Origin of the sequence: Pectobacterium wasabiae CFBP 3304, assembly GCF_001742185.1 — a bacterium.
In the GTDB taxonomy this organism is placed as follows: domain Bacteria; phylum Pseudomonadota; class Gammaproteobacteria; order Enterobacterales; family Enterobacteriaceae; genus Pectobacterium; species Pectobacterium wasabiae.
This window is the reverse complement of record NZ_CP015750.1, coordinates 4,793,573-4,813,612: the sequence shown is the minus strand read 5'-3', so window position 1 is coordinate 4,813,612 and position 20,040 is coordinate 4,793,573. Positions and strand designations below refer to the sequence as shown.

At 48.9% G+C, this 20,040-nt stretch carries 21 protein-coding genes; 11 read left to right on the top strand and 10 right to left on the bottom strand.

What is annotated here, in order from left to right; all coding sequences use genetic code 11:
* Window positions 1-79 precede the first annotated feature (79 nt).
* Together A7983_RS21870 and A7983_RS21865 are read right to left on the bottom strand one after the other, a co-directional pair.
* Window positions 80-1,000 carry a Kdo(2)-lipid IV(A) acyltransferase gene (locus tag A7983_RS21870; RefSeq protein ID WP_005970552.1) on the bottom strand — a complete coding sequence of 307 codons (921 nt, stop codon included), beginning with the start codon at window positions 998-1,000 and terminating at the stop codon, window positions 80-82.
* A gap of 259 nt (window positions 1,001-1,259) precedes the next feature.
* The gene (locus A7983_RS21865; RefSeq protein WP_005970550.1) at window positions 1,260-2,354 is read right to left on the bottom strand and encodes an NADH:flavin oxidoreductase/NADH oxidase; all 1,095 of its coding nucleotides are present in this window, start codon (window positions 2,352-2,354) and stop codon (window positions 1,260-1,262) included.
* 216 nt (window positions 2,355-2,570) lie between these two features.
* Here A7983_RS21865 and trhO point away from each other — a divergent pair, with 216 nt between their 5' ends.
* Window positions 2,571-3,638 carry an oxygen-dependent tRNA uridine(34) hydroxylase TrhO gene (gene trhO, locus A7983_RS21860; RefSeq protein ID WP_005970548.1) on the top strand — a complete coding sequence of 356 codons (1,068 nt, stop codon included), beginning with the start codon at window positions 2,571-2,573 and terminating at the stop codon, window positions 3,636-3,638.
* A gap of 63 nt (window positions 3,639-3,701) precedes the next feature.
* Here trhO and A7983_RS21855 read toward each other — a convergent pair whose 3' ends face one another.
* The 6 genes from A7983_RS21855 to pyrC form a co-directional block, all read right to left on the bottom strand.
* The gene (locus A7983_RS21855; RefSeq protein ID WP_137741669.1) at window positions 3,702-4,277 is read right to left on the bottom strand and encodes a YceI family protein; all 576 of its coding nucleotides are present in this window, start codon (window positions 4,275-4,277) and stop codon (window positions 3,702-3,704) included.
* A gap of 29 nt (window positions 4,278-4,306) precedes the next feature.
* On the bottom strand, window positions 4,307-4,861 hold the full coding sequence (locus A7983_RS21850) for a cytochrome b (RefSeq protein WP_005970544.1): 555 nt from the start codon (window positions 4,859-4,861) through the stop codon (window positions 4,307-4,309).
* A 474-nt stretch (window positions 4,862-5,335) separates the two neighbouring features.
* A complete protein-coding gene (gene bssS, locus A7983_RS21845; protein WP_005970542.1) occupies window positions 5,336-5,590 on the bottom strand; it encodes a biofilm formation regulator BssS in 255 nt (84 codons plus the stop codon).
* A gap of 239 nt (window positions 5,591-5,829) precedes the next feature.
* The gene (locus tag A7983_RS21840) at window positions 5,830-6,087 is read right to left on the bottom strand and encodes a hypothetical protein (protein ID WP_005970540.1); all 258 of its coding nucleotides are present in this window, start codon (window positions 6,085-6,087) and stop codon (window positions 5,830-5,832) included.
* An 88-nt stretch (window positions 6,088-6,175) separates the two neighbouring features.
* Window positions 6,176-6,415 carry a DNA damage-inducible protein I gene (dinI, locus tag A7983_RS21835; RefSeq protein ID WP_005970537.1) on the bottom strand — a complete coding sequence of 80 codons (240 nt, stop codon included), beginning with the start codon at window positions 6,413-6,415 and terminating at the stop codon, window positions 6,176-6,178.
* A 105-nt stretch (window positions 6,416-6,520) separates the two neighbouring features.
* Entirely contained in the window at window positions 6,521-7,564 is a 1,044-nt protein-coding gene (gene pyrC, locus A7983_RS21830; protein ID WP_005970533.1) for a dihydroorotase, read from the bottom strand.
* 184 nt (window positions 7,565-7,748) lie between these two features.
* Between pyrC and A7983_RS21825 the strand changes: the two genes are divergently transcribed.
* Window positions 7,749-8,036 carry a putative quinol monooxygenase gene (locus A7983_RS21825; RefSeq protein ID WP_005970531.1) on the top strand — a complete coding sequence of 96 codons (288 nt, stop codon included), beginning with the start codon at window positions 7,749-7,751 and terminating at the stop codon, window positions 8,034-8,036.
* A gap of 57 nt (window positions 8,037-8,093) precedes the next feature.
* On the opposite strand, the gene rne is transcribed toward A7983_RS21825, so the two are convergent.
* Complete coding sequence (gene rne, locus A7983_RS21820; protein ID WP_005970529.1) at window positions 8,094-11,438, bottom strand: ribonuclease E; 3,345 nt, start codon at window positions 11,436-11,438, stop codon at window positions 8,094-8,096.
* Between the two features lie 582 nt (window positions 11,439-12,020).
* On the opposite strand from rne, the gene rluC reads away from it, so the two are divergent.
* Window positions 12,021-12,977: a 23S rRNA pseudouridine(955/2504/2580) synthase RluC gene (gene rluC / locus A7983_RS21815; protein ID WP_039478687.1), complete on the top strand. Its 957-nt coding sequence runs from the start codon at window positions 12,021-12,023 to the stop codon at window positions 12,975-12,977.
* A 59-nt stretch (window positions 12,978-13,036) separates the two neighbouring features.
* On the opposite strand, the gene A7983_RS21810 is transcribed toward rluC, so the two are convergent.
* Window positions 13,037-13,621, bottom strand: a complete 585-nt coding sequence (locus tag A7983_RS21810) for a Maf family protein (protein WP_005970522.1) — start codon at window positions 13,619-13,621, stop codon at window positions 13,037-13,039.
* A 140-nt stretch (window positions 13,622-13,761) separates the two neighbouring features.
* Between A7983_RS21810 and yceD the strand changes: the two genes are divergently transcribed.
* The 8 genes from yceD (at window position 13,762) to fabF (ending at window position 19,916) form a co-directional block, all read left to right on the top strand.
* Complete coding sequence (yceD, locus tag A7983_RS21805) at window positions 13,762-14,283, top strand: 23S rRNA accumulation protein YceD (RefSeq protein ID WP_005970520.1); 522 nt, start codon at window positions 13,762-13,764, stop codon at window positions 14,281-14,283.
* Between the two features lie 16 nt (window positions 14,284-14,299).
* Window positions 14,300-14,470 carry a 50S ribosomal protein L32 gene (gene rpmF / locus A7983_RS21800; RefSeq protein ID WP_005970518.1) on the top strand — a complete coding sequence of 57 codons (171 nt, stop codon included), beginning with the start codon at window positions 14,300-14,302 and terminating at the stop codon, window positions 14,468-14,470.
* Between the two features lie 29 nt (window positions 14,471-14,499).
* Complete coding sequence (plsX, locus tag A7983_RS21795; protein ID WP_005970515.1) at window positions 14,500-15,546, top strand: phosphate acyltransferase PlsX; 1,047 nt, start codon at window positions 14,500-14,502, stop codon at window positions 15,544-15,546.
* A 6-nt stretch (window positions 15,547-15,552) separates the two neighbouring features.
* Entirely contained in the window at window positions 15,553-16,506 is a 954-nt protein-coding gene (locus A7983_RS21790) for a beta-ketoacyl-ACP synthase III (protein WP_005970513.1), read from the top strand.
* A 17-nt stretch (window positions 16,507-16,523) separates the two neighbouring features.
* Entirely contained in the window at window positions 16,524-17,453 is a 930-nt protein-coding gene (gene fabD, locus A7983_RS21785; protein ID WP_005970511.1) for an ACP S-malonyltransferase, read from the top strand.
* Between the two features lie 14 nt (window positions 17,454-17,467).
* Window positions 17,468-18,202: a 3-oxoacyl-ACP reductase FabG gene (gene fabG / locus A7983_RS21780; protein ID WP_005970508.1), complete on the top strand. Its 735-nt coding sequence runs from the start codon at window positions 17,468-17,470 to the stop codon at window positions 18,200-18,202.
* A gap of 154 nt (window positions 18,203-18,356) precedes the next feature.
* On the top strand, window positions 18,357-18,593 hold the full coding sequence (gene acpP, locus A7983_RS21775; protein ID WP_005970506.1) for an acyl carrier protein: 237 nt from the start codon (window positions 18,357-18,359) through the stop codon (window positions 18,591-18,593).
* An 81-nt stretch (window positions 18,594-18,674) separates the two neighbouring features.
* Window positions 18,675-19,916 carry a beta-ketoacyl-ACP synthase II gene (fabF, locus tag A7983_RS21770; protein ID WP_005970504.1) on the top strand — a complete coding sequence of 414 codons (1,242 nt, stop codon included), beginning with the start codon at window positions 18,675-18,677 and terminating at the stop codon, window positions 19,914-19,916.
* The last annotated feature ends 124 nt before the right edge of the window (window positions 19,917-20,040 follow it).

The window sequence follows — 20,040 nt, the reverse complement described above, 5'->3', positions numbered from 1 at the left end:
TAAGAGATAAAGCAACGGCAGTCGCCGTTGCTTTTTTTTCGCCTCTTACAAGATACTGTTGTTTCTGAAATGGAATGAGTTAATAAAGGGATGGTTCGCCTTCTGGGCGGGTTTTGAAACGGCGATGCAGCCACATGTATTGATCCGGTGCGAGCAGAATATTCTTTTCAACAACCTTATTCATCCAGGCTGCCGTCACGATTTCGCTGTCTACCGGCGCACTTTGCTCAGCAGGCTGGATCCGCAGTTCATAACCTTTTCCTTCAGGCAATCGGCACGGTACAAAAGGGATAATTGCCGGGCGTGCTGTTTTTATCAGCATATAGCTACCGCGGGTTGTGGCCGCAGTGTCTACTGCAAACAGAGGGGCAAATACGCTGCTACGTGGGCCATAGTCATGGTCTGGGGCATACCAGATGATGTCACCCTGTTTGAGGGCGCGTATCATGCCTTTAAGATCTTTTCGATCGATCATGGATTTGTTGGAGCGCAGTCTGCCCCACGTCTGTAACCAGTCAATCAACTTGTTATCATTTGGACGATACACGCCGACACCCGGGTTGTGCATGCCAAAAACTCGTGCACCAAGTTCTAGCGTTAAAAAATGCAGTCCGATGAGTAATACCCCTTGTTCTCGCTCATTCTCTGGGCGTATGTGCTCAAGGCCTGTGACCGTAAACCAGCGTTCGAGACGCCAATTTGGCCAAAACCAGGCCATACCGGTTTCAACCACTCCCATGCCGACAGATTCGAAGTTTTTCCTGACTAGCGCATCACGTTCAATTTGCGGCATCTCAGGAAAACACAGTTCAAGATTGCGGGCGGCGATCTTGACTCGTTGCGGCAGCAGGCGCATCGCCAGATAGCCGAGAGTGCAACCGATACGATAAATAATGGGGTAGGGTAGCAAGACGATAAGGTAAAGGATGCCGATTCCCAACCAGATGAGCCAATAACGTGGATGTAGCAATGAATGATTAAAAGAAGGGATTTGTGTCATAGTCTCAGTATCAACATTGTAGTACGGGTCAGTACACGAACCGTTAAGAAACGAGTTAATGGTTAACTACAAGACGGATTATTACGCTTATTCACCAATAAAACAAATTAATGCCATATTATTAACTGTTTTTTATTCGAAAAATAGTATTAATCTCATTGTTATCAGGACGTCTTTGGGCCGCCGCTAGCGCAGTGGGTGGTGAAATGGAAAAGGGACGATCCCGGTAGAATCGTCCGCCTGATACAGCGTATTCCCGTTATTGTTTGAAAATTCCTCTGGCATAACGTGGTTCGCTGCGCCAGTACTGAGGAGGGGCGGATACTTGCGCCCCGAGTCTGGCGGCAGCATGCCAGGGCCAGCGTGGGTCGAAGAGTACGGCGCGAGCCAGCCCAATCGCATCTGCCTCACCCGTTGCAACGATGGCTTCTGCCTGCTCCGGTTCGGTTATCAACCCCACGGCGATAGTGGTGATGCCAACTTCTTGTTTTATCCGCTGCGCATAGGGCACTTGATAATTAGGTGCCGGATGAATCTGCTGTAATGGTGATAGTCCGCCGCTGGATACATGAATGAAATCACAGCCGACTTCGTGCAGCGCTTTACTGAGCTGTACAGACTGCTCCAGATCCCAGCCTCCCTCAACACCATCTGTTGCAGAAATGCGAACACCAACGGCTTTATGTGCAGGAAAAATGTTTCGTACTGCGCGGTAAATTTCAATGATCAGCCGCATCCGATTTTGAAGTGAACCGCCATAGTTATCTGCGCGCTGATTTGTCAGCGGGGAAAGGAACTGATGCAGTAAATAACCGTGAGCGGCGTGAATCTCTATCAGATCAAAGCCCAAACGGTCTGCGCGTTTCGCTGAGTCAACGAAGGATTCAACGAGCGTGCGGATATGCTGCTCTGACATCGCCAATGGCTCATCATCGCTGGCATTATAAGGAACGGCAGATGGCGCGAAAGTCTGCCATCCTCCCTGCTCTGGACGCAGAAATGCTCGCCCACTCCACGGAACACCCGTTGACGCTTTGCGCCCGGCATGTCCCAACTGTATACCAAGAGGCATGGCAGAATAGGTTTTAACAGAGTGGATCACGTTAGCAAGCGCGTGTTCGGTCGTGTCATTCCATAACCCAAGATCATGCGGAGAAATTCGGCCTTCTGGTGAAACCGCAGTGGCCTCAATAATGAGCAGTCCTGCGCCAGAATGTGACAGGTTACCTAAGTGCATCGTATGCCAGGCTGTCGCTTTGCCATTCTCGGCCGAATATTGACACATTGGTGCGATGATGATTCGGTTAGGCAGTTCGAGTTGACCGAGAGATACAGGGGAGAAAAGCTGACTCATAATGACAGATCCTTTGATGATGATACTTCATGAAAGCGCAAGTGAATCCTAAAGCTAACCTATCTACGGTAGATCACCTTTTATCGTTTCGCTATGCATTTCATGCCCTGACAGCCTCGGTGCTATCAGGTATGATGCCGGGCGATTCACTATGCCGGGCTATGGCCCGGCGATGAATGTTACTCACTAACCTCAATGAAGACAGGAACGTACACCATGCCAGTGTTACATAACCGGGTTTCCAATGAGGAACTGAAGGCACGTATGCTTGCGGAAATCGAGCCACGTACCACAGTTTCCTTCTATAAATATTTTACGATAGATGATCCAAAAGTGTTTCGCGATCGTCTGTATATCGAGCTTGAACAGCATAACGTCTTTGGGCGCATATATATTGCAACTGAAGGAGTTAATGCACAAATTAGCGTACCCAATAGCCGGTTCGAGGCCTTTAAAGCGACTTTGTTCAGTGCACATCCGGCACTCGATCAGATTCGTTTAAATATCGCTTTGGAGGATGACGGGAAATCCTTCTGGGTATTGCGTATGAAAGTACGCGAACGAATTGTTGCTGATGGGATCGATGATCCCACATTTAACCCGGCGAATGTTGGGCAATATTTGAAAGCCGATCAGGTCAATGCGATGGCCGACGATCCTGATACCGTATTTGTTGATATGCGTAATCACTACGAATATGAAGTCGGGCATTTCGAGAATGCACTGGAAGTGCCGTCGGATACATTTCGTGAGCAGTTACCGATGGCTGTGGATATGCTTGATAGCGCACGTGATAAAAACATTGTCATGTATTGCACGGGGGGGATCCGTTGTGAAAAAGCCAGCGCTTATATGCTGCACCATGGCTTTAAGAATGTGTACCATGTAGAAGGCGGTATTATTGAATATGCGCGTCAGGCCAAGGCGAAAGGATTACCGTTGAAGTTTATCGGAAAAAATTTCGTCTTTGATGAACGTATGGGAGAGCGTATATCTGATGACGTTATTGCACACTGCCATCAGTGTGGTACTTCGTGTGATAGCCATACAAATTGCCGTAATGAAGGGTGCCATCTTCTATTTATTCAATGTCCGAGCTGTGCCGAGAAATATGACGGCTGTTGTAGTACACCGTGCCAGGATGAAATGAAACTTCCGTTGGAAGAACAAAGAGCAATACGCAGCGGGCGTGAAAATGGCATGAAGATTTTCAATAAATCTAAAGGATTATTACAGTCAACGTTGCATATTCCAGTACCTGTAACGAAAGACAAATCGGAATAGCTAATATAAAAGCCCTTTCAAAAGGAAAGGGCTTTTTGCGGTTATTAGATGTGTGGTGGAGCCTTATTTCTGGCGAACACCCTCAACGGCAATAATCAGTTCTACATCCTGTGAAGCAGGACCCAAATCTGTCGTAATGTTGAAGTCTTTCAGCTTGATCGTACCTTCTGCCTGAAATCCTGCCCGATAGTTCCCCCACGGGTCATCCCCCTGACCGATGAGTTTAGCATCCAGCTTAACGGGCTTGGTGACGCCATTTAAGGTCAGATTACCGGTAATATCGTAATCTTCGCCGTCTTTCTTCACTTCTGTTGAAGTAAACGTTGCCTGCGGATGTTTGGACGCATTTAAAAACTCTGCGCTGCGCAGATGCTTGTCACGCTCAGCGTGGTTAGTATCAACGCTGTTGGTGTTGATGGTGACATTCACTTTATCCGCAGATGGATTCTTCTCATCAAAGGTAAAAGCGCCGTCGAAGTCGTTAAAGCTACCGTAAAGCCAACTATAACCAAGGTGCTTAATGCGGAATTCAATAAACGCGTGCTGGCCTTCCTTGTCAAACTTATATTCTGCTGCCAGGGCTGAGCCAGCAGAAGCAAGCATGGATACAGCGGTCAGGCTCAGTAGTGTTTTCTTCAGCATTGATTTTTCTCCATAAGTACAGAAAGTTAAGGGACGTTGCGACCCAACATCCGTTTCAACGTGCTATCACCATCGATAAAGTGGTGTTTTAATGCGGCTAAAGCGTGTAGCGCTGATAAAGCGACAACCGCCCATGCAAGATAAAGATGCACGTCACCTGCGATATCGGCTTGATCCGTCAAGCCGCTAATAGTGGCCGGAATAGAAAACCAGCCAAAAACTGAGATAGGGTGTCCTTCAGCAGTGGAAATAAGATATCCACTGCTGAGGATGCCGAACAACACAACATAAAGTGCGATATGTGCCAGCGTCGCACTGACGCGAGTTAATGTAGAGTAACTTTTTAACGGCGCTGGTGGGGGGGAGATAAAACGCCACACCACGCGAAAAATTATGATGGCAAAGAGCAGCATACCAACAGCTTTATGAATTTCTGGCGCTCGGTGATACCAAGTATCGTAATATCCTAATGTAACCATCCATAGTCCTAAAGCGAACATCCCATAGATAGTTAACGCTGCAATCCAGTGCAGAAGAATGCTGATATGGCCGTAACGCGAAGGGGTATTACGCCAAAGCATGATAAGAACTCCTTATCTGATCGATAACATTGTGGTGGCTAATAATTAATCATTATAAAACATAAAAGCAATATAAATTTTTCAATTTTAACATTATCATAATCATGAACAATTTTTTTGAATTTAAATTTATATTTTATTCAATTTAGTTATGAATGTTTTTCTGAAATAGGCATTGCGCACAAACTATTTCTCTGAAAAAGAGAAAGGTTAGTAAGAGAAAATAAGGTGATATGGCATTTATCTGATGCTGTTTACGGAATAATAATGACGGGGGTGATTAATTATGATTGGGGAATTTAGCATTAAATGCGGTGAGAGATAAAGGAATGAGAATATACCGAAAATAAAAACACCGCCTTTTAGGCGGTGTTTTTATTTTAACAACTGTTACTAAAGTAAATATTATTAAAGAAAATGTTATCAATAAAAATTAATAGGTATTGAATGTAATATTAATAACGCTATCAATTACTAATGTTTTCGATAATCACTGACGTCACAGTCTGTCGATTCGATTTTCGCAATACCGGCTTCAAGTATATGTATCAGTTGCCTGGCAACATCGGTTGTTAGCCAAAGCGTCCGGTCTACATGGGCTTCATCTGGTGCTTGATCCGAGGTGGATAAGTAATGCAAACGGATCATCATGGCGTCATAACTGTCAACGGTGCTGATGTCCCAACCTACAAGAGGATGTGTCTGAATAACTTCATTTTTTCTATCCATAAATACCCCTTATTGACTAGTTACTAACATGAGTGACTAACGAGGCTTCAGGTGGCTCATTATTCTTAAACGAGCATTATCAGTATACTGCTGCTTATTTAATTTATGGGAAATATTTTCAATTTTTCGTAAAAATATTACATCTGCAGAAATGGTGAAGGGATAAGTAATGTATCCAATGAGACATCGGGACGAATAGATTTTCATCCCGACGGTGCAGCTACTAGGACGGTAGAACACTATTCAGTACTGGATCCTGCATTTTTCTCCAATGCGGTAGCCAGTCGAGCAAGGTATTTCTTCACAGTAGGATCTCGATTCTCATTCTGAGATTCTAATGTCAGATTGTGAATCATCAGCTTGTTTGCTTTTTCATCGAAGCAGAATGCCAGGGACGAGAAGGCGAGCTCCAGAGCATCGATCTTGCGTTGTTGCTCGCCAATCAGTTCCAGCAGTTCCCCGAATGTCATTGCCTCTTCTGGTTTTTCTACCGTCATAACAGATCCCCTCGGTCATAGCACATGGCGGAATGCCGCTTTAAGCTGCCATTACAGCCTATGTCTCCGTTATCTTTCAAGCTTTAGATTACTCTGCCGTAAACCAGTCATCGGCACTTTCCCACGTTTCCTGCAAGATTTCGGAGATACGATCTTTGTCATCTTTGCCAGCCCCCATCACCGTCAGGCTATTGGCGGATGCATAGCGAACCTGAATGGGGGTCTCGGGGTAAATTTTGTGAATCCGCTTTTCCAGCTCACACCTGAGTGCTTCGATTGCACCAGCGGGTAAAGGCGTTGTCTTTGTAAGAGTGATTTCTACGCGCATGCTGACCTCCAAATTTTAACTGTTTATTTATACAGTTATTAAAGATGAAGAACAAGACGTGCAATAAAATTTAGCCCATCGCCATAATGTCGATGGGCTTGTCGATTAACGGACTGACCAATTGAGGCTTTGTCCGGCTAGGAAAGGAATTAGCGACTCATCGCCGAGGGTAATTTCTTCTGGGAACGTGACCGCTTCACGATGAAGCTCAATCCAACCATCATTCACCGGTAGGCCATAAAAACGTGGGCCGTTCAGGGAACAGAATGCCTCGAGTTTATCAAGCGCGTTCATTTCTTCAAACACCGTGGCGTAGGTACTCAATGCCGCCTGAGCATTGAAGACACCTGCACAGCCGCAACTGGATTCTTTTCTATGCTTGGCATGCGGGGCGGAGTCCGTACCGAGAAAAAGACGCTCACAACCGCTGGCGACGGCTTCACGTAGCGCCTGCTGATGTGTGTTACGTTTTAAGATCGGCAGACAATACAGGTGAGGGCGAACACCACCAACCAGCATATGATTGCGGTTAAACATCAAGTGCTGCGGTGTAATGGTTGCCGCGAGATAATCATTGCCTGCAACAACGTACTGCACTGCTTCTTTCGTCGTAATGTGCTCAAGGACGACTTTCAACTCAGGGAACTGTTGGCGCAATGGTTCCAGAACGGTTTCGATGAAGCGAGCTTCCCGATCGAAAATATCAATCGCGGGATCGGTCACTTCGCCGTGAATGAGTAACGGCATGCCAATTTTCTGCATTCTCTCCAGAATACCGGAGATATTGGCGACGCTGGTCACGCCATGACTGGAGTTCGTTGTCGCGTTGGCTGGATAGAGTTTGGCTGCGGTAAAGACGCCTTGCTTAAAGCCACTCACAATTTCATTGGCATCCAGCGCATCGGTCAAGTAGCACGTCATCAGCGGATGAAAGTTATCGCCCTGCGGGATCGCAGCAAAAATACGCTGACGATACGCAATCGCACCAGCAACGCTGGTAATTGGTGGCGTCAGGTTGGGCATAACGATCGCACGGCCGAAGAAACGGCTGGTATAGGGGAGAACGGTTTCCAGCATCCGATCGTCACGCAGATGAATGTGCCAATCGTCAGGGCGACGGATTTTAAGAATAGTGGGCTGTGCGGTCATGGAATTGCGCTCCGGCGGTCAGTAGAAAAACATCGTCTTTCGGTTGGTTTTGGGACTGATACGGCGGGGGATAAGGATAAGCGTAAAGCCATTTGAATGCATCCGTTTGTTGATGAATGCTTGAAATTAAGCGTAGATTGGCATCTGATAGCATAATCTTTTCATTGATAAATAAGGGATGTATATGGAAATTCGTATTGTTGCCACGATTCAGGCAAAGGCAGAGTTCATTGCTGATGTTACTGCAACGCTAAAACGTGTGGTATCACCCAGCCGACAGGAGGCGGGCAACGTGCAGTATGATCTGCATGAAGTTGTAGATAAACCCGGTTCATTTGTGTTTTTCGAGCGCTGGAAAGATCGGGACGCTTTGGCATCACATGAACAAAGTGCGCACTTTAAAAGTTTCTTGGTCGAACTGGATGGCAAAACGGACAGTGTAGATATCAAGCTATTGAATTTTTTAGGCTAAGAAAAGCTGCCCATAAAAAACCCGCCAATTGGCGGGTTTTGTCTATAAACGTCAGAGTTACTCGTTGACTGGCGTAGGCTTGGTTGCTGGCGCAGTTGATTGGTTAACTGCGGTATGACCGCCTGCCGAGCCTTTTCCTGAGAATGGATAGGCTGGGCGTACCCAATCGCTGTGTCGAGCCGGCTCGGCGTGGTATGCCGGGGCCGGAGCTTTAGTCATTGGTGCCGTTGCATGGAGTTTATAGCGAGGCTGTTCAATGACACCACCAACAGCCGCTGGTTTTGCCACGCTCGATACAGGCTCTTCCGCAATCGGCTGGCTGGTAGCGATTACTGGCTCATCCGGAACGCTTTGTGGCTGGCTGACTTCCTGTACTGCGGAAACCACCGGGGTAGAAACCGGTTCTGTCACATCAACTGTTTTGGTCGCGTCAGCGATGTCATCTGTCGATTTTTCTTCAGCAACAGCGGCTTCAACGGTCTGTGCGTTTTCAGTTACCTGAGCCGCAACAGTATCATCAACCTCAACGGCTGCTGCTTCTTCAACCGCATTTACGGCAATTGCCGCGATGGCATCGTCGATCGCTGTGCTCTCGGTGATTGGCTCAACGACAGTGTCTTCGTCAGCAGCACTTACTTCGACATCCACGACATTACTGTCCTGAACAACGTCCGAAGATTGTGCTGTTGCGGTTACCACGGCATCTTCCTGAACGACTGCTTCAGTAATCGCAACGTTTTCAATCGCGTTGGATTCCGCAGTCTCGGCTTGTGCAGTCACGGCGACATCGACAACGACTGGTAACAGCGGTGTTTCGATAGCTGCCACGTTTTCTTCCAACGGTTGGCTTTCAGTCTGCTGTGGCTGGGCGACAGGGTAGCTGACCCACACTTTCCCTGATGCCATCTCTGGTGATGCAGCAGCAAATTCCAACTGCATCGGCGACTGAGATGGGTAACGTTCATCGCGATAGCGACGACGACGCTGGCCGCTGACACGCAGGTGGCGAGGCGAACGGCGTGAGCGACGTGGCATACCGCCATTTTCGCCATTGCCACGATTTGCATCGTTTTGTTCGTTATCGCTCTCGTTACCGTCTACAACAGCATCACTTGACTTAGCGTAAGATTGAATTTGCTCCGATGCTTCAGAAACCGGTGCCGTGTTATCAGAGAGAGCATCCTGCTGCGTTTCAGACTGAACGCGTACTTTCTGCGTCAACTGACGGCGTTGGCGGCGCTGCATAACCTGAGTAGGTTTATCCTGATCGGCTGCATTGTCATCGGAATCAACGGTCGCTGGCTGAACTTTTTCTTCTGTCGGCGCTGGGCGGCGCTCGTCCTGACGACGACGCTGACGTTCCGCACGCGGTTCACGTCGCGGCTGTTCTTCCGACCCCGCTTTCTCCACATTTTCCGCAACGCGAGTTTCAGTAACTGTTTCGTCATTTTGTCGCTTGTTACGGCGCTGATCATCACGCTGTTCACGATTGTCACGATTGTCACGATTGTCACGATTGTCACGATTGTCACGATTGTCACGAGAGCCACGGTCACGGCGATTATTACCCTGACGGCGTGAATTCCGACGTTCAGAGCGTTGGCCTTCAGTCGATTTTTCTTCTTCAGCTTTCTTCTCGTCAACGCTATCCGCAGCTTTTACGGCCGGTTCAGAAGCAAAGACGCTTTTCAAGGCACCGAAGAAACGGCTAATGAGACCAGGCTGCGTTTCTTCCGCGGCTTTCACTACTGCAGGAGCCGCTTTGGCAACAGGTGGCGTGGTTTCTTCTGGCATTTCAGCCATGCTGAACGTTGCTAAAGCAGGTTGCTCAGGCTGTTTACGTTCGATCGTTTGTTCGTCTTGCAACTGCTGCGTTTCCGTTTCCAAACGCTGAGGCAGCAAATAGCTGAGTGTCGGCTTTTCTTCGCCTTTACGGACACGAACCACGGAGTAGTGCGGTGTTTGCATGCCGTCGTGTGGCACGATGATCGCGCGCACGCCGCCCTGACGTGTCTCAATGGCGTTAACGGCATCACGCTTCTCGTTCAGCAGATAAGACGCAATCTGGACTGGAACAATCGCATGAACTTCTTTGGTGTTTTCTTTCAGCGCTTCTTCTTCAATCAGACGAAGAATCGATAGTGAAAGCGATTCATTGTCACGAATCGTGCCTGTGCCGCTACAGCGTGGGCAAACATGATGGCTGGATTCACCCAGTGAAGGGCTCAGGCGTTGACGTGACATTTCCAGCAGACCGAAGCGGGAAATCCGGCCGATCTGAATACGCGCACGATCTTGACGTACTGAATCGCGTAGGCGATTTTCAACTTCACGCTGGTGGCGAACAGGGGTCATATCGATGAAGTCGATGACGATTAGACCACCGAGGTCGCGCAGGCGAAGTTGACGGGCAATTTCATCTGCGGCTTCAAGGTTAGTATTAAATGCCGTTTCTTCAATATCACCACCGCGTGTTGCACGGGCGGAGTTGATATCAATAGCAGTCAGCGCTTCGGTGGTATCAATAACGATAGAGCCGCCGGATGGCAGGCGCACTTCACGCTGGAAAGCAGATTCAATCTGCGATTCGATCTGATAGTGGCTGAAAAGCGGGATTTCACCACTGTACAATTTGATTTTGCTGCTGAAATCGGGGCGACCCAGCGCAGAAATATGTTCTTTCGCCAGCTCGAGAATTTTTGGGTTGTCGATCAGAATCTCGCCAATATCCTGGCGCAGATAATCACGGAAAGCACGGACGATCACGTTACTTTCCTGATGAATCAGGAACGGTGCCGAGCGACCTTCCGCGGCTTTTTTGATCGCGTCCCAGTGTTTCAGGCGGAAAGCCAGATCCCATTGCAGTGCTTCAGCGGATTTACCCACGCCGGCTGTACGAACAATGAGCCCCATGCCATCGGGCAGTTGCAACGATCCCAGCGCTTCTTTGAGTTCGGTACGGTCATCGCCTTCGATGCGGCGTGAGATACCGCCTGCTCGAGGGTTATTCGGCATTAATACTAGATAGCTACCCGCTAGGCTGATAAAGGTGGTCAGTGCCGCACCTTTATTGCCACGCTCTTCTTTGTCCACCTGAACAATGACTTCCTGACCTTCACGTAACACGTCTTTAATGTTAGGCCGACCGTGGGAAGCATAGTTGCTGGGGAAATATTCGCGGGCAATTTCTTTAAGAGGGAGGAAACCGTGCCTCTCAGCGCCGTAATCAACAAAGGCGGCTTCAAGACTGGGTTCGATACGGGTGATCTTACCTTTGTAGATATTTGCTTTCTTCTGCTCATGACCTGGACTTTCGATATCCAAATCATACAGCCGTTGACCATCAACCAAGGCAACACGCAACTCTTCCTGCTGAGTTGCGTTAATTAACATTCTTTTCATCTTCAACTTACTCGTTATTTTTACTTGCATTATTGATAGAGCTGCGGACAAAAGAACCGCATGACCGGAGTGAACCGATGGCCTCGTGGCTTATCGCAGGGACGTCAACCTCCCGGTTGTCGCCTGCATAGAGACGCATGTTTCGGTAGCCTGTGTTTCCTTATGGAAAACAGCGCATTTACTGAGGGAACAGCTTCTGAATAATGTCGCCAGATCTGATTCCATTTGCCGGTCAAGCTGCAATCCGCAGCCCGCTAACTGCTTGATTTCGCATTACGTCTTACGCCATTGCTGCGTGTGTGCGTCATCAGGCAAATTTAATAATTTCGCAATTTCCCCTTGTTCTACCGGAAATCTGCATGGGAAACGCAAAAGCATTATTCCATTGCTGATACCGTTATAGCAAGGTGACTTTGCCTGTCTGTATAAAGATAGTCCTGTTGTGATCACCAAAACGGACAGGGTTTGATGCTACAACCTAACGTATCCGGAAGTGCAACAATATCTTCATAAGTCAGACACACAGTTAAGCACAGAAAAAGAAGTGGCGCTATCGGGTTGCTCTATTTAGAATCGCGCATCATGAAAACAGATAATCCTTCAGTACAATTTGTGACGATCTCCGCAGATGAAGCGGGGCAGCGTATCGATAATTTTTTGCATACCCACTTAAAGGGTGTGCCTAAAAGCTTGGTTTACCGCATCTTGCGAAAAGGTGAGGTAAGGATAAATAAGAAACGGGTCAAGCCGGAGTATAAATTGCTCGACGGTGATGTCATTCGTATTCCGCCTGTGCGACAGGCAGAACGCGATGAAACGCCTGTTTCCGCCAGTCTTGGCAAAGTGGCGGCATTAGCCGAGTGCATTATTTATGAAGATGACTACCTGTTGGTGCTGAATAAGCCCTCGGGTACGGCAGTACATGGCGGTAGTGGCTTGAGCTTTGGTGTGATTGAAGGGCTACGTGCTTTACGCCCTGAAGCGCGTTTTCTGGAGTTAGTACACCGCCTCGATCGCGATACTTCGGGCGTTTTGCTGGTAGCCAAAAAACGTTCGGCCTTACGTTCTCTACATGAACAACTGCGGCTGAAAGGTATGCAAAAAGACTATCTGGCGCTGGTTCGCGGTCAATGGCAGTCGCACTGTAAGGTCGTTCAGGCGCCGCTGTTGAAAAATATCCTGCAAAGCGGTGAACGCATAGTACGGGTCAACAGCGAAGGTAAACCGTCAGAAACACGTTTTAAAATAGAAGAGCGCTTTGAACATGCGACGTTGGTGCGGGCGAGTCCTGTCACTGGACGCACGCATCAAATTCGTGTTCACGCCCAGTATGCTGGACATCCAATCGCGTTTGATGACCGTTACGGCGATCGCGAGTTCGATCAGCAACTGACAGGTACGGGTTTAAAACGTCTCTTTCTGCATGCACAGGCGCTGCGTTTTGAGCACCCGAACACGGGTGAGACGCTGAGAGTTGAAGCACCATTGGATAGCGGGTTACGCCGCTGTCTGCAAGTGCTGCGCAAGACAAAAATCTAATCACATCACGATGTCTTTGTCTGTCGGGATAGCGTTCTATTGGGCTATCCCGATTTCTTTCACACCGTCAATGGATTCATGCCCTCTTTTTGTAACATCTTTATTAGCGCGATCAGCGGTAACCCAATGAGTGTATTAGGATCTCTCCCGGATAACCGTTCAAAAAGGGCAATGCCCAATCCTTCGCTTTTAAAGCTGCCCGCGCAGTTCCACGGCTGTTCTTTCTCCAAATAACCATCAATTTCTGCGTTCGTTAACGTTCGAAAATGGACATCAAAGGGTTCTGCGAGGCTCTGTATTTCCTGCGTCGCGCTATTGAAAAGTGCCAGGCCGGTAAAGAAAGACACACATTTTCCGCTGGCCTGCTGTAATTGCCGTGTTGCGTTAACCTTATTGTGTGGTTTTCCCGTAATGGCGTTACCTAATACGCAAACCTGATCGGAACCGATAATCAGGTGATTGGGGTAGTGCGCGGCCAGCGTTCGCGCTTTGCTTTCAGCCAGGCGGATTACAAGATCGATGGCGTCTTCGCCGGGGCGAGGGGTTTCATCGATGTCTGGCGATGCGCAAATAAAGGGAAGCGTTAGCTTTTCCAATAAGGCTCGACGGTAAGGTGAAGTTGAGGCGAGAACAATCTGCTGCATAATTTTTTGATAAACCGTAGCGTAATGATGAAAGGCATTTTAAACTGTGCGCCGCTCTGGAAGCGAATATTGGTGAAAGGTGGTGCACCACTGCCTTTTTCTTTGACTCTATGTCGTTACGACGTTAATATGCGCGCCCTATGCAAAAGGTAAAATTACCCTTAACCCTTGATGCGGTCCGCACTGCTCAGAAGCGTTTAGATTACGTTGGTATCTATTCGGCTGAACAAGTAGAGCGTGTTGCCGAATCAGTGGTGAGTGTGGATAGTGATGTTCAGGCCTCTTTATCTTTCAATATTGATAATCAGCGTCTGGCAGTGATCGACGGTAACGCTGACGTTACGGTCACACTGATGTGTCAACGTTGCGGAAAGCCGTTTGAGCATCAAGTCCATGCGACATTCTGTTTCAGCCCGGTCGTCAATGATGAACAGGCCGAAGCGTTACCGGAAGCGTATGAGCCGATCGGCGTTGATGAATTTGGCGAAGTCGATCTGCTGGCAATGATTGAAGATGAAATTATTCTGATGTTGCCTATCGCCCCGGTGCATGATTCTGAACACTGTGAAGTGTCCGAAGCGGACATGGTTTTTGGTCAACTGCCTGCAGAGGCGGAAAAACCAAATCCGTTTGCCGTATTAGCCAGTTTAAAGCGTAAGTAATTAAGGAGTAAGGTCCATGGCCGTACAACAAAACAAACCTAGCCGTTCCAAACGTGGTATGCGTCGTTCACACGATGCGCTGACTACCGCTTCTGTATCCGTAGATAAAGTTTCTGGCGAAACTCACCTGCGTCACCACATCACTGCGGACGGTTACTACCGCGGTCGCAAGGTCATTGCCAAGTAATTCTTGCGAATTATTTGCAAGGCAATACCTTGACACGCCTAACTCTGGCGTTAGATGCGATGGGCGGGGATTTTGGTCCCTGCGTAACAGTGCCTGCTGCATTGCAGGCACTGACTTCTAATCCAGCTCTCAATTTGTTATTAGTCGGCGATCCTGCTGCGATTATTCCATTACTTGCCAAAGTCGATTCTAATTTACTCTCCCGCTTGGAAGTTGTTCCGGCAGAGTCGGTTATTGCTAGTGATGCGAGGCCGTCGCAGGCTATTCGTGCGAGTCGCGGTACTTCAATGCGCATCGCGCTTGAGTTGATTAAAGACGGCAGGGCACAGGCCTGCGTGAGTGCTGGCAACACGGGTGCACTTATGGGGCTCGCTAAGCTCCTGATTAAGCCACTTGAAGGGATTGAGCGACCTGCGTTAGTAACGGTGTTACCTCACCAGCAACATGGGAAAACCGTCGTGTTGGATTTGGGGGCGAACGTTGACTGTGACAGCACGATGCTGGTTCAGTTTGCCGTGATGGGCTCAGTGATGGCAGAAGAAGTGCTGGAACTGACGAATCCCCGGGTTGCGTTATTGAATATCGGTGAAGAAGAAAACAAAGGGTTAAGCACTATCCGTGAAGCAGCGGCACAGCTAAAAGAGGCACCATCAATAAACTATATCGGCTATCTGGAAGGCAACGATCTGCTGACGGGAAAAACGGATGTGATGGTCTGTGACGGCTTTGTGGGTAATGTCACACTGAAAACGGTAGAGGGCGTGGTAAGGATGTTTCTATCACTGCTGAAATCACCCGCTTCAGGCCCAGAGCAAAAACAAAAACGATCTTGGTGGTTGAAATGGCTAGGACGTTTGTTACAAAAACGCTTATCAAAGCGTTTCGGTCATTTGAACCCCGATCAATATAATGGCGCATGCCTGCTAGGATTGCGGGGAACTGTAATTAAAAGCCATGGTGCAGCAAACCAGAGAGCGTTTGCGGTTGCTATTGAACAGGCAATGCAGACGGTACGGCGGCAGCTTCCCGAGCGGATTGCCGCTCGTCTAGAAGCGGTTTTACCCAAGAGTGACTAAGCGTACATGTATACAAAAATAATCGGAACGGGCAGCTACCTGCCTGAAGAAATCAGGACAAACGCTGATTTAGAAAAGATGGTGGAAACGACGGACGAATGGATCGTCACACGTACTGGAATCCGTGAGCGCCGTATTGCTGCGCCGGATGAAAACGTTGCGACCATGGGATACCGCGCCGCGCAGAAAGCGCTGGAAATGGCGAATGTTGATGCTTCTGAAGTCGGCCTTCTGATTGTTGCGACAACATCATCAAGCCATGCATTCCCTAGCTCAGCCTGTCAGGTTCAGCAATTATTAGGGATCAAAGATACGATAGCCTTCGATCTGGCCGCTGCTTGCGCAGGTTTTACCTACGCACTGAGCGTTGCCGATCAATATGTTAAAAGTGGAGCGGTGAAATACGCACTGGTGATCGGTTCCGATACCTTGTCTCGTACATTGGACCCTGAAGATCGCGGTACGTTGATTCTGTTCGGTGATGGTGCGGGTGCCGTGCTATTAACGCCGTCAGAGCAACCGGGCATTCTTTCTACCCATCTTCATGCCGATGGTCGCTATGGCGAGCTACTGACGTTACCGCATCAGGATCGTAACCACACGGATACACCTGCTTACCTGACGATGGCGGGTAATGAAGTCTTTAAAGTGGCAGTGACTGAACTGGCACACATTGTTGGAGAAACGCTGCAAGCGGCTCAACTGGACAAAAGTGAATTAGATTGGCTGGTGCCTCATCAGGCTAACCTGCGAATCATCAGCGCTACGGCGAAAAAGCTGGGTATGGGGATGGACAAGGTGGTTGTGACGCTGGATCGTCATGGTAATACCTCCGCCGCTTCTGTGCCTTCAGCGCTTGATGAAGCTGTGCGCGATGGGCGTATTAAACCAGGACAACTGGTGCTGCTTGAAGCCTTTGGCGGCGGCTTCACCTGGGGTTCCGCGCTGGTTCGTTTTTAATTAAACAGGATTGTGATATGACGCAATTTGCAATGGTGTTTCCCGGTCAGGGATCGCAGACGGTAGGGATGTTGGCTGAACTTGCGGCAGAATACCCAATCGTCACCGAAACGTTTGCTCAGGCTTCTGAGGTTTTAGGTTATGACTTGTGGCAGCTTACCCAGCAAGGGCCAGTTGAAGAGTTGAATAAAACCTGGCAGACACAGCCTGCATTGCTGACCGCTTCTGTTGCTATCTGGCGTGCCTGGCAGCAGCAGGGAGGAAAAACGCCTGCGTTGATGTCTGGCCATAGCCTCGGTGAGTATTCTGCACTGGTTTGCGCTGGTGTTCTAGATTTCCAACAGGCTGTTCGCTTGGTTGAATTGCGTGGCAAACTGATGCAAGAAGCGGTGCCGGAAGGCACTGGGGCGATGTATGCCATCATCGGCCTTGATAACGCTGCAATTGCCAAGGCGTGTGAAGAATCCGCGCAGGGGCAGGTGGTATCGCCGGTAAACTTCAATTCACCGGGTCAGGTTGTGATTGCGGGTGATAAAGACGCCGTTGAGCGTGCGGGTGCTGCGTGTAAAGCAGCCGGTGCGAAGCGCGCGCTGCCGTTACCTGTCAGCGTTCCGTCACACTGCGCGTTGATGGAACCCGCGGCGAAGAAACTTGCGGTAGCGCTGGAATCCGTGACCTTTAATTCTCCGGTCATCCCAGTGGTAAACAATGTAGATGCCAGCATCGAAACCACACCTGAAGCTATTCGTGATGCGTTGGTACGCCAACTTCATTGCCCAGTACGCTGGACTGCCTGTGTTGAATTCATGGCTTCTCAGGGCGTTGAATCACTGTTAGAAGTCGGGCCAGGTAAAGTATTGACTGGTTTAACCAAACGAATCGTCGATACCCTGACAGCAGTTGCGGTGAACGATCCTGCTTCTCTATCAGCGGCGATTGAGAAATAAGAGCGGAGAAGACAATGAGTTTTGAGGGGAAAATTGCGCTGGTTACCGGTGCAAGCCGTGGTATAGGGCGTGCCATCGCCGAGACGTTGGTTGCTCGCGGGGCAAAAGTCATTGGTACTGCAACCAGCGAAAAAGGGGCTGAGGCGATTAGCGCTTGGCTGGGTGAGAACGGTAAAGGTTATATGCTGAATGTTGCTGATGCAGCATCAGTAGAAAGCGTGTTAGCCGAAATTCGCGCGGAATTCGGAGAGATTGATATTCTTATCAATAACGCTGGTATCACCCGTGATAACCTGCTGATGCGTATGAAAGATGATGAATGGCACGATATTCTGGATACCAACTTGACCTCGGTATTCCGTATGTCTAAAGCGGTTATGCGTGCCATGATGAAGAAACGTTTTGGCCGTATCATTACCATCGGTTCCGTTGTGGGAACGATGGGCAATGCAGGACAGGCAAACTACGCTGCAGCGAAGGCGGGGCTGATTGGGTTCAGCAAATCCCTCGCGCGTGAAGTGGCTTCTCGTGGTATTACGGTCAACGTGGTTGCACCTGGTTTTATCGAAACCGATATGACTCAGGCATTGACAGAAGAACAGCGAGCAGGCATTTTGACGTCGGTTCCAGCTAACCGACTCGGTGATGCTAAAGAAATCGCCAGTGCTGTTGTATTTTTAGCCTCTGATGAAGCTGCTTACATTACTGGCGAAACATTGCATGTCAACGGCGGCATGTATATGATCTAAAAAGCTCGAAAACTATTTGCTTTATTTGCGGTGATAACCGCAAAATAGCACAAAATCGTGGTTCGACCAGCCGAGATTTTGTTGCATCTTTTCAAACATTTTATACACTACGAAAACCATCGCGAAAGCGAGTTTTGATAGGAAATTTAAGAGTATGAGCACTATCGAAGAACGCGTTAAGAAAATCATCGTTGAACAGCTTGGTGTTAAGCAGGAAGAAGTCGTAAACAATGCTTCTTTCGTTGATGACCTCGGCGCTGATTCTCTTGACACTGTTGAGCTGGTAATGGCTCTGGAAGAAGAATTTGATACTGAGATTCCAGACGAAGAAGCTGAAAAAATCACGACTGTTCAGGCAGCCATTGATTTCATTCAGGCTAACCAGCAGTAAGCGAACATATCTAGGCGGTCATTCGACCGCCTAAGTTTTTTTGTCCCGCAGTGTCTTTTTTTCCCTCCCTGGAGGATAAGCGTGTCTAAGCGTCGAGTAGTTGTGACCGGACTGGGCATGTTATCTCCTGTCGGCAATACAGTTGAGTCTACCTGGAGTGCTCTTCTTGCCGGTCAGAGTGGTATCAGCCTGATCGACCATTTCGATACTAGTGCCTATGCAACGCGTTTTGCTGGCTTAGTAAAGAATTTTAATTCTGAGGAATTCATTTCGCGTAAAGAAGCGCGCAAAATGGATGCCTTTATTCAATACGGTGTCGCTGCTGGCGTTCAGGCTATGCAGGACTCCGGTCTGGAAGTAACGGAAGAGAACGCTCCGCGTATCGGTGCGGCGATTGGTTCCGGCATCGGCGGTCTGGGTCTTATTGAAGAGAACCACACTGCGCTGGTGAACGGTGGCCCACGTAAAATCAGTCCGTTCTTCGTGCCATCAACCATCGTCAATATGGTGGCCGGGCATCTTACTATCATGTTCGGACTGCGTGGCCCAAGCATCTCTATTGCTACGGCCTGCACGTCTGGCGTGCATAATATTGGTCAGGCAGCACGTATCATTGCTTACAATGATGCGGATGTGATGTTGGCCGGTGGTGCAGAAAAAGCCAGTACGCCATTAGGCGTCGGTGGATTCGGTGCCGCGCGTGCGTTGTCTACGCGCAACGACGATCCCCAGGCGGCAAGCCGTCCGTGGGATAAAGATCGTGATGGTTTTGTGTTAGGTGACGGCGCTGGCCTCATGGTGCTGGAAGAGTATGAACACGCGAAAAAGCGCGGTGCGAAAATCTATGCAGAAATTGTTGGATTTGGCATGAGTAGCGATGCGTATCATATGACGTCTCCGCCGGAAGATGGTTCAGGCGCAGCACTGGCGATGGAAAACGCGCTGCGTGATGCGAGTGTGTCAACGAGCCAGATCGGCTATATCAACGCGCATGGCACCTCTACGCCAGCGGGTGATAAAGCTGAAACGCAGGCTGTGAAATCCGTATTTGGTGCGGACGCCAGTCGTGTACTGGTTAGTTCGACAAAATCCATGACGGGTCACTTGCTCGGTGCGGCAGGGGCGGTTGAGTCTATCTTCAGTATTCTTGCTCTGCGCGATCAGGCTGTTCCGCCAACGCTCAATCTGGATAATCCAGATGAAGGCTGCGATCTGGATTTTGTGCCGCATGAAGCGCGTCAGGTCAGCAATCTGGAATATGTACTCTGCAACTCTTTCGGTTTCGGTGGAACCAACGGTTCTCTGATCTTCCGTAAAGTGTGATTGCGATAGCGTCTTAAAAAACCCGGTTTCCGGGTTTTTTTTTGTCTGCATAAAATCAGATACGCCTGCTTGTGTGCGGCGTCGCTTTACTGGCAAGCTGACGGCGATGAATGAGACGGAGCCT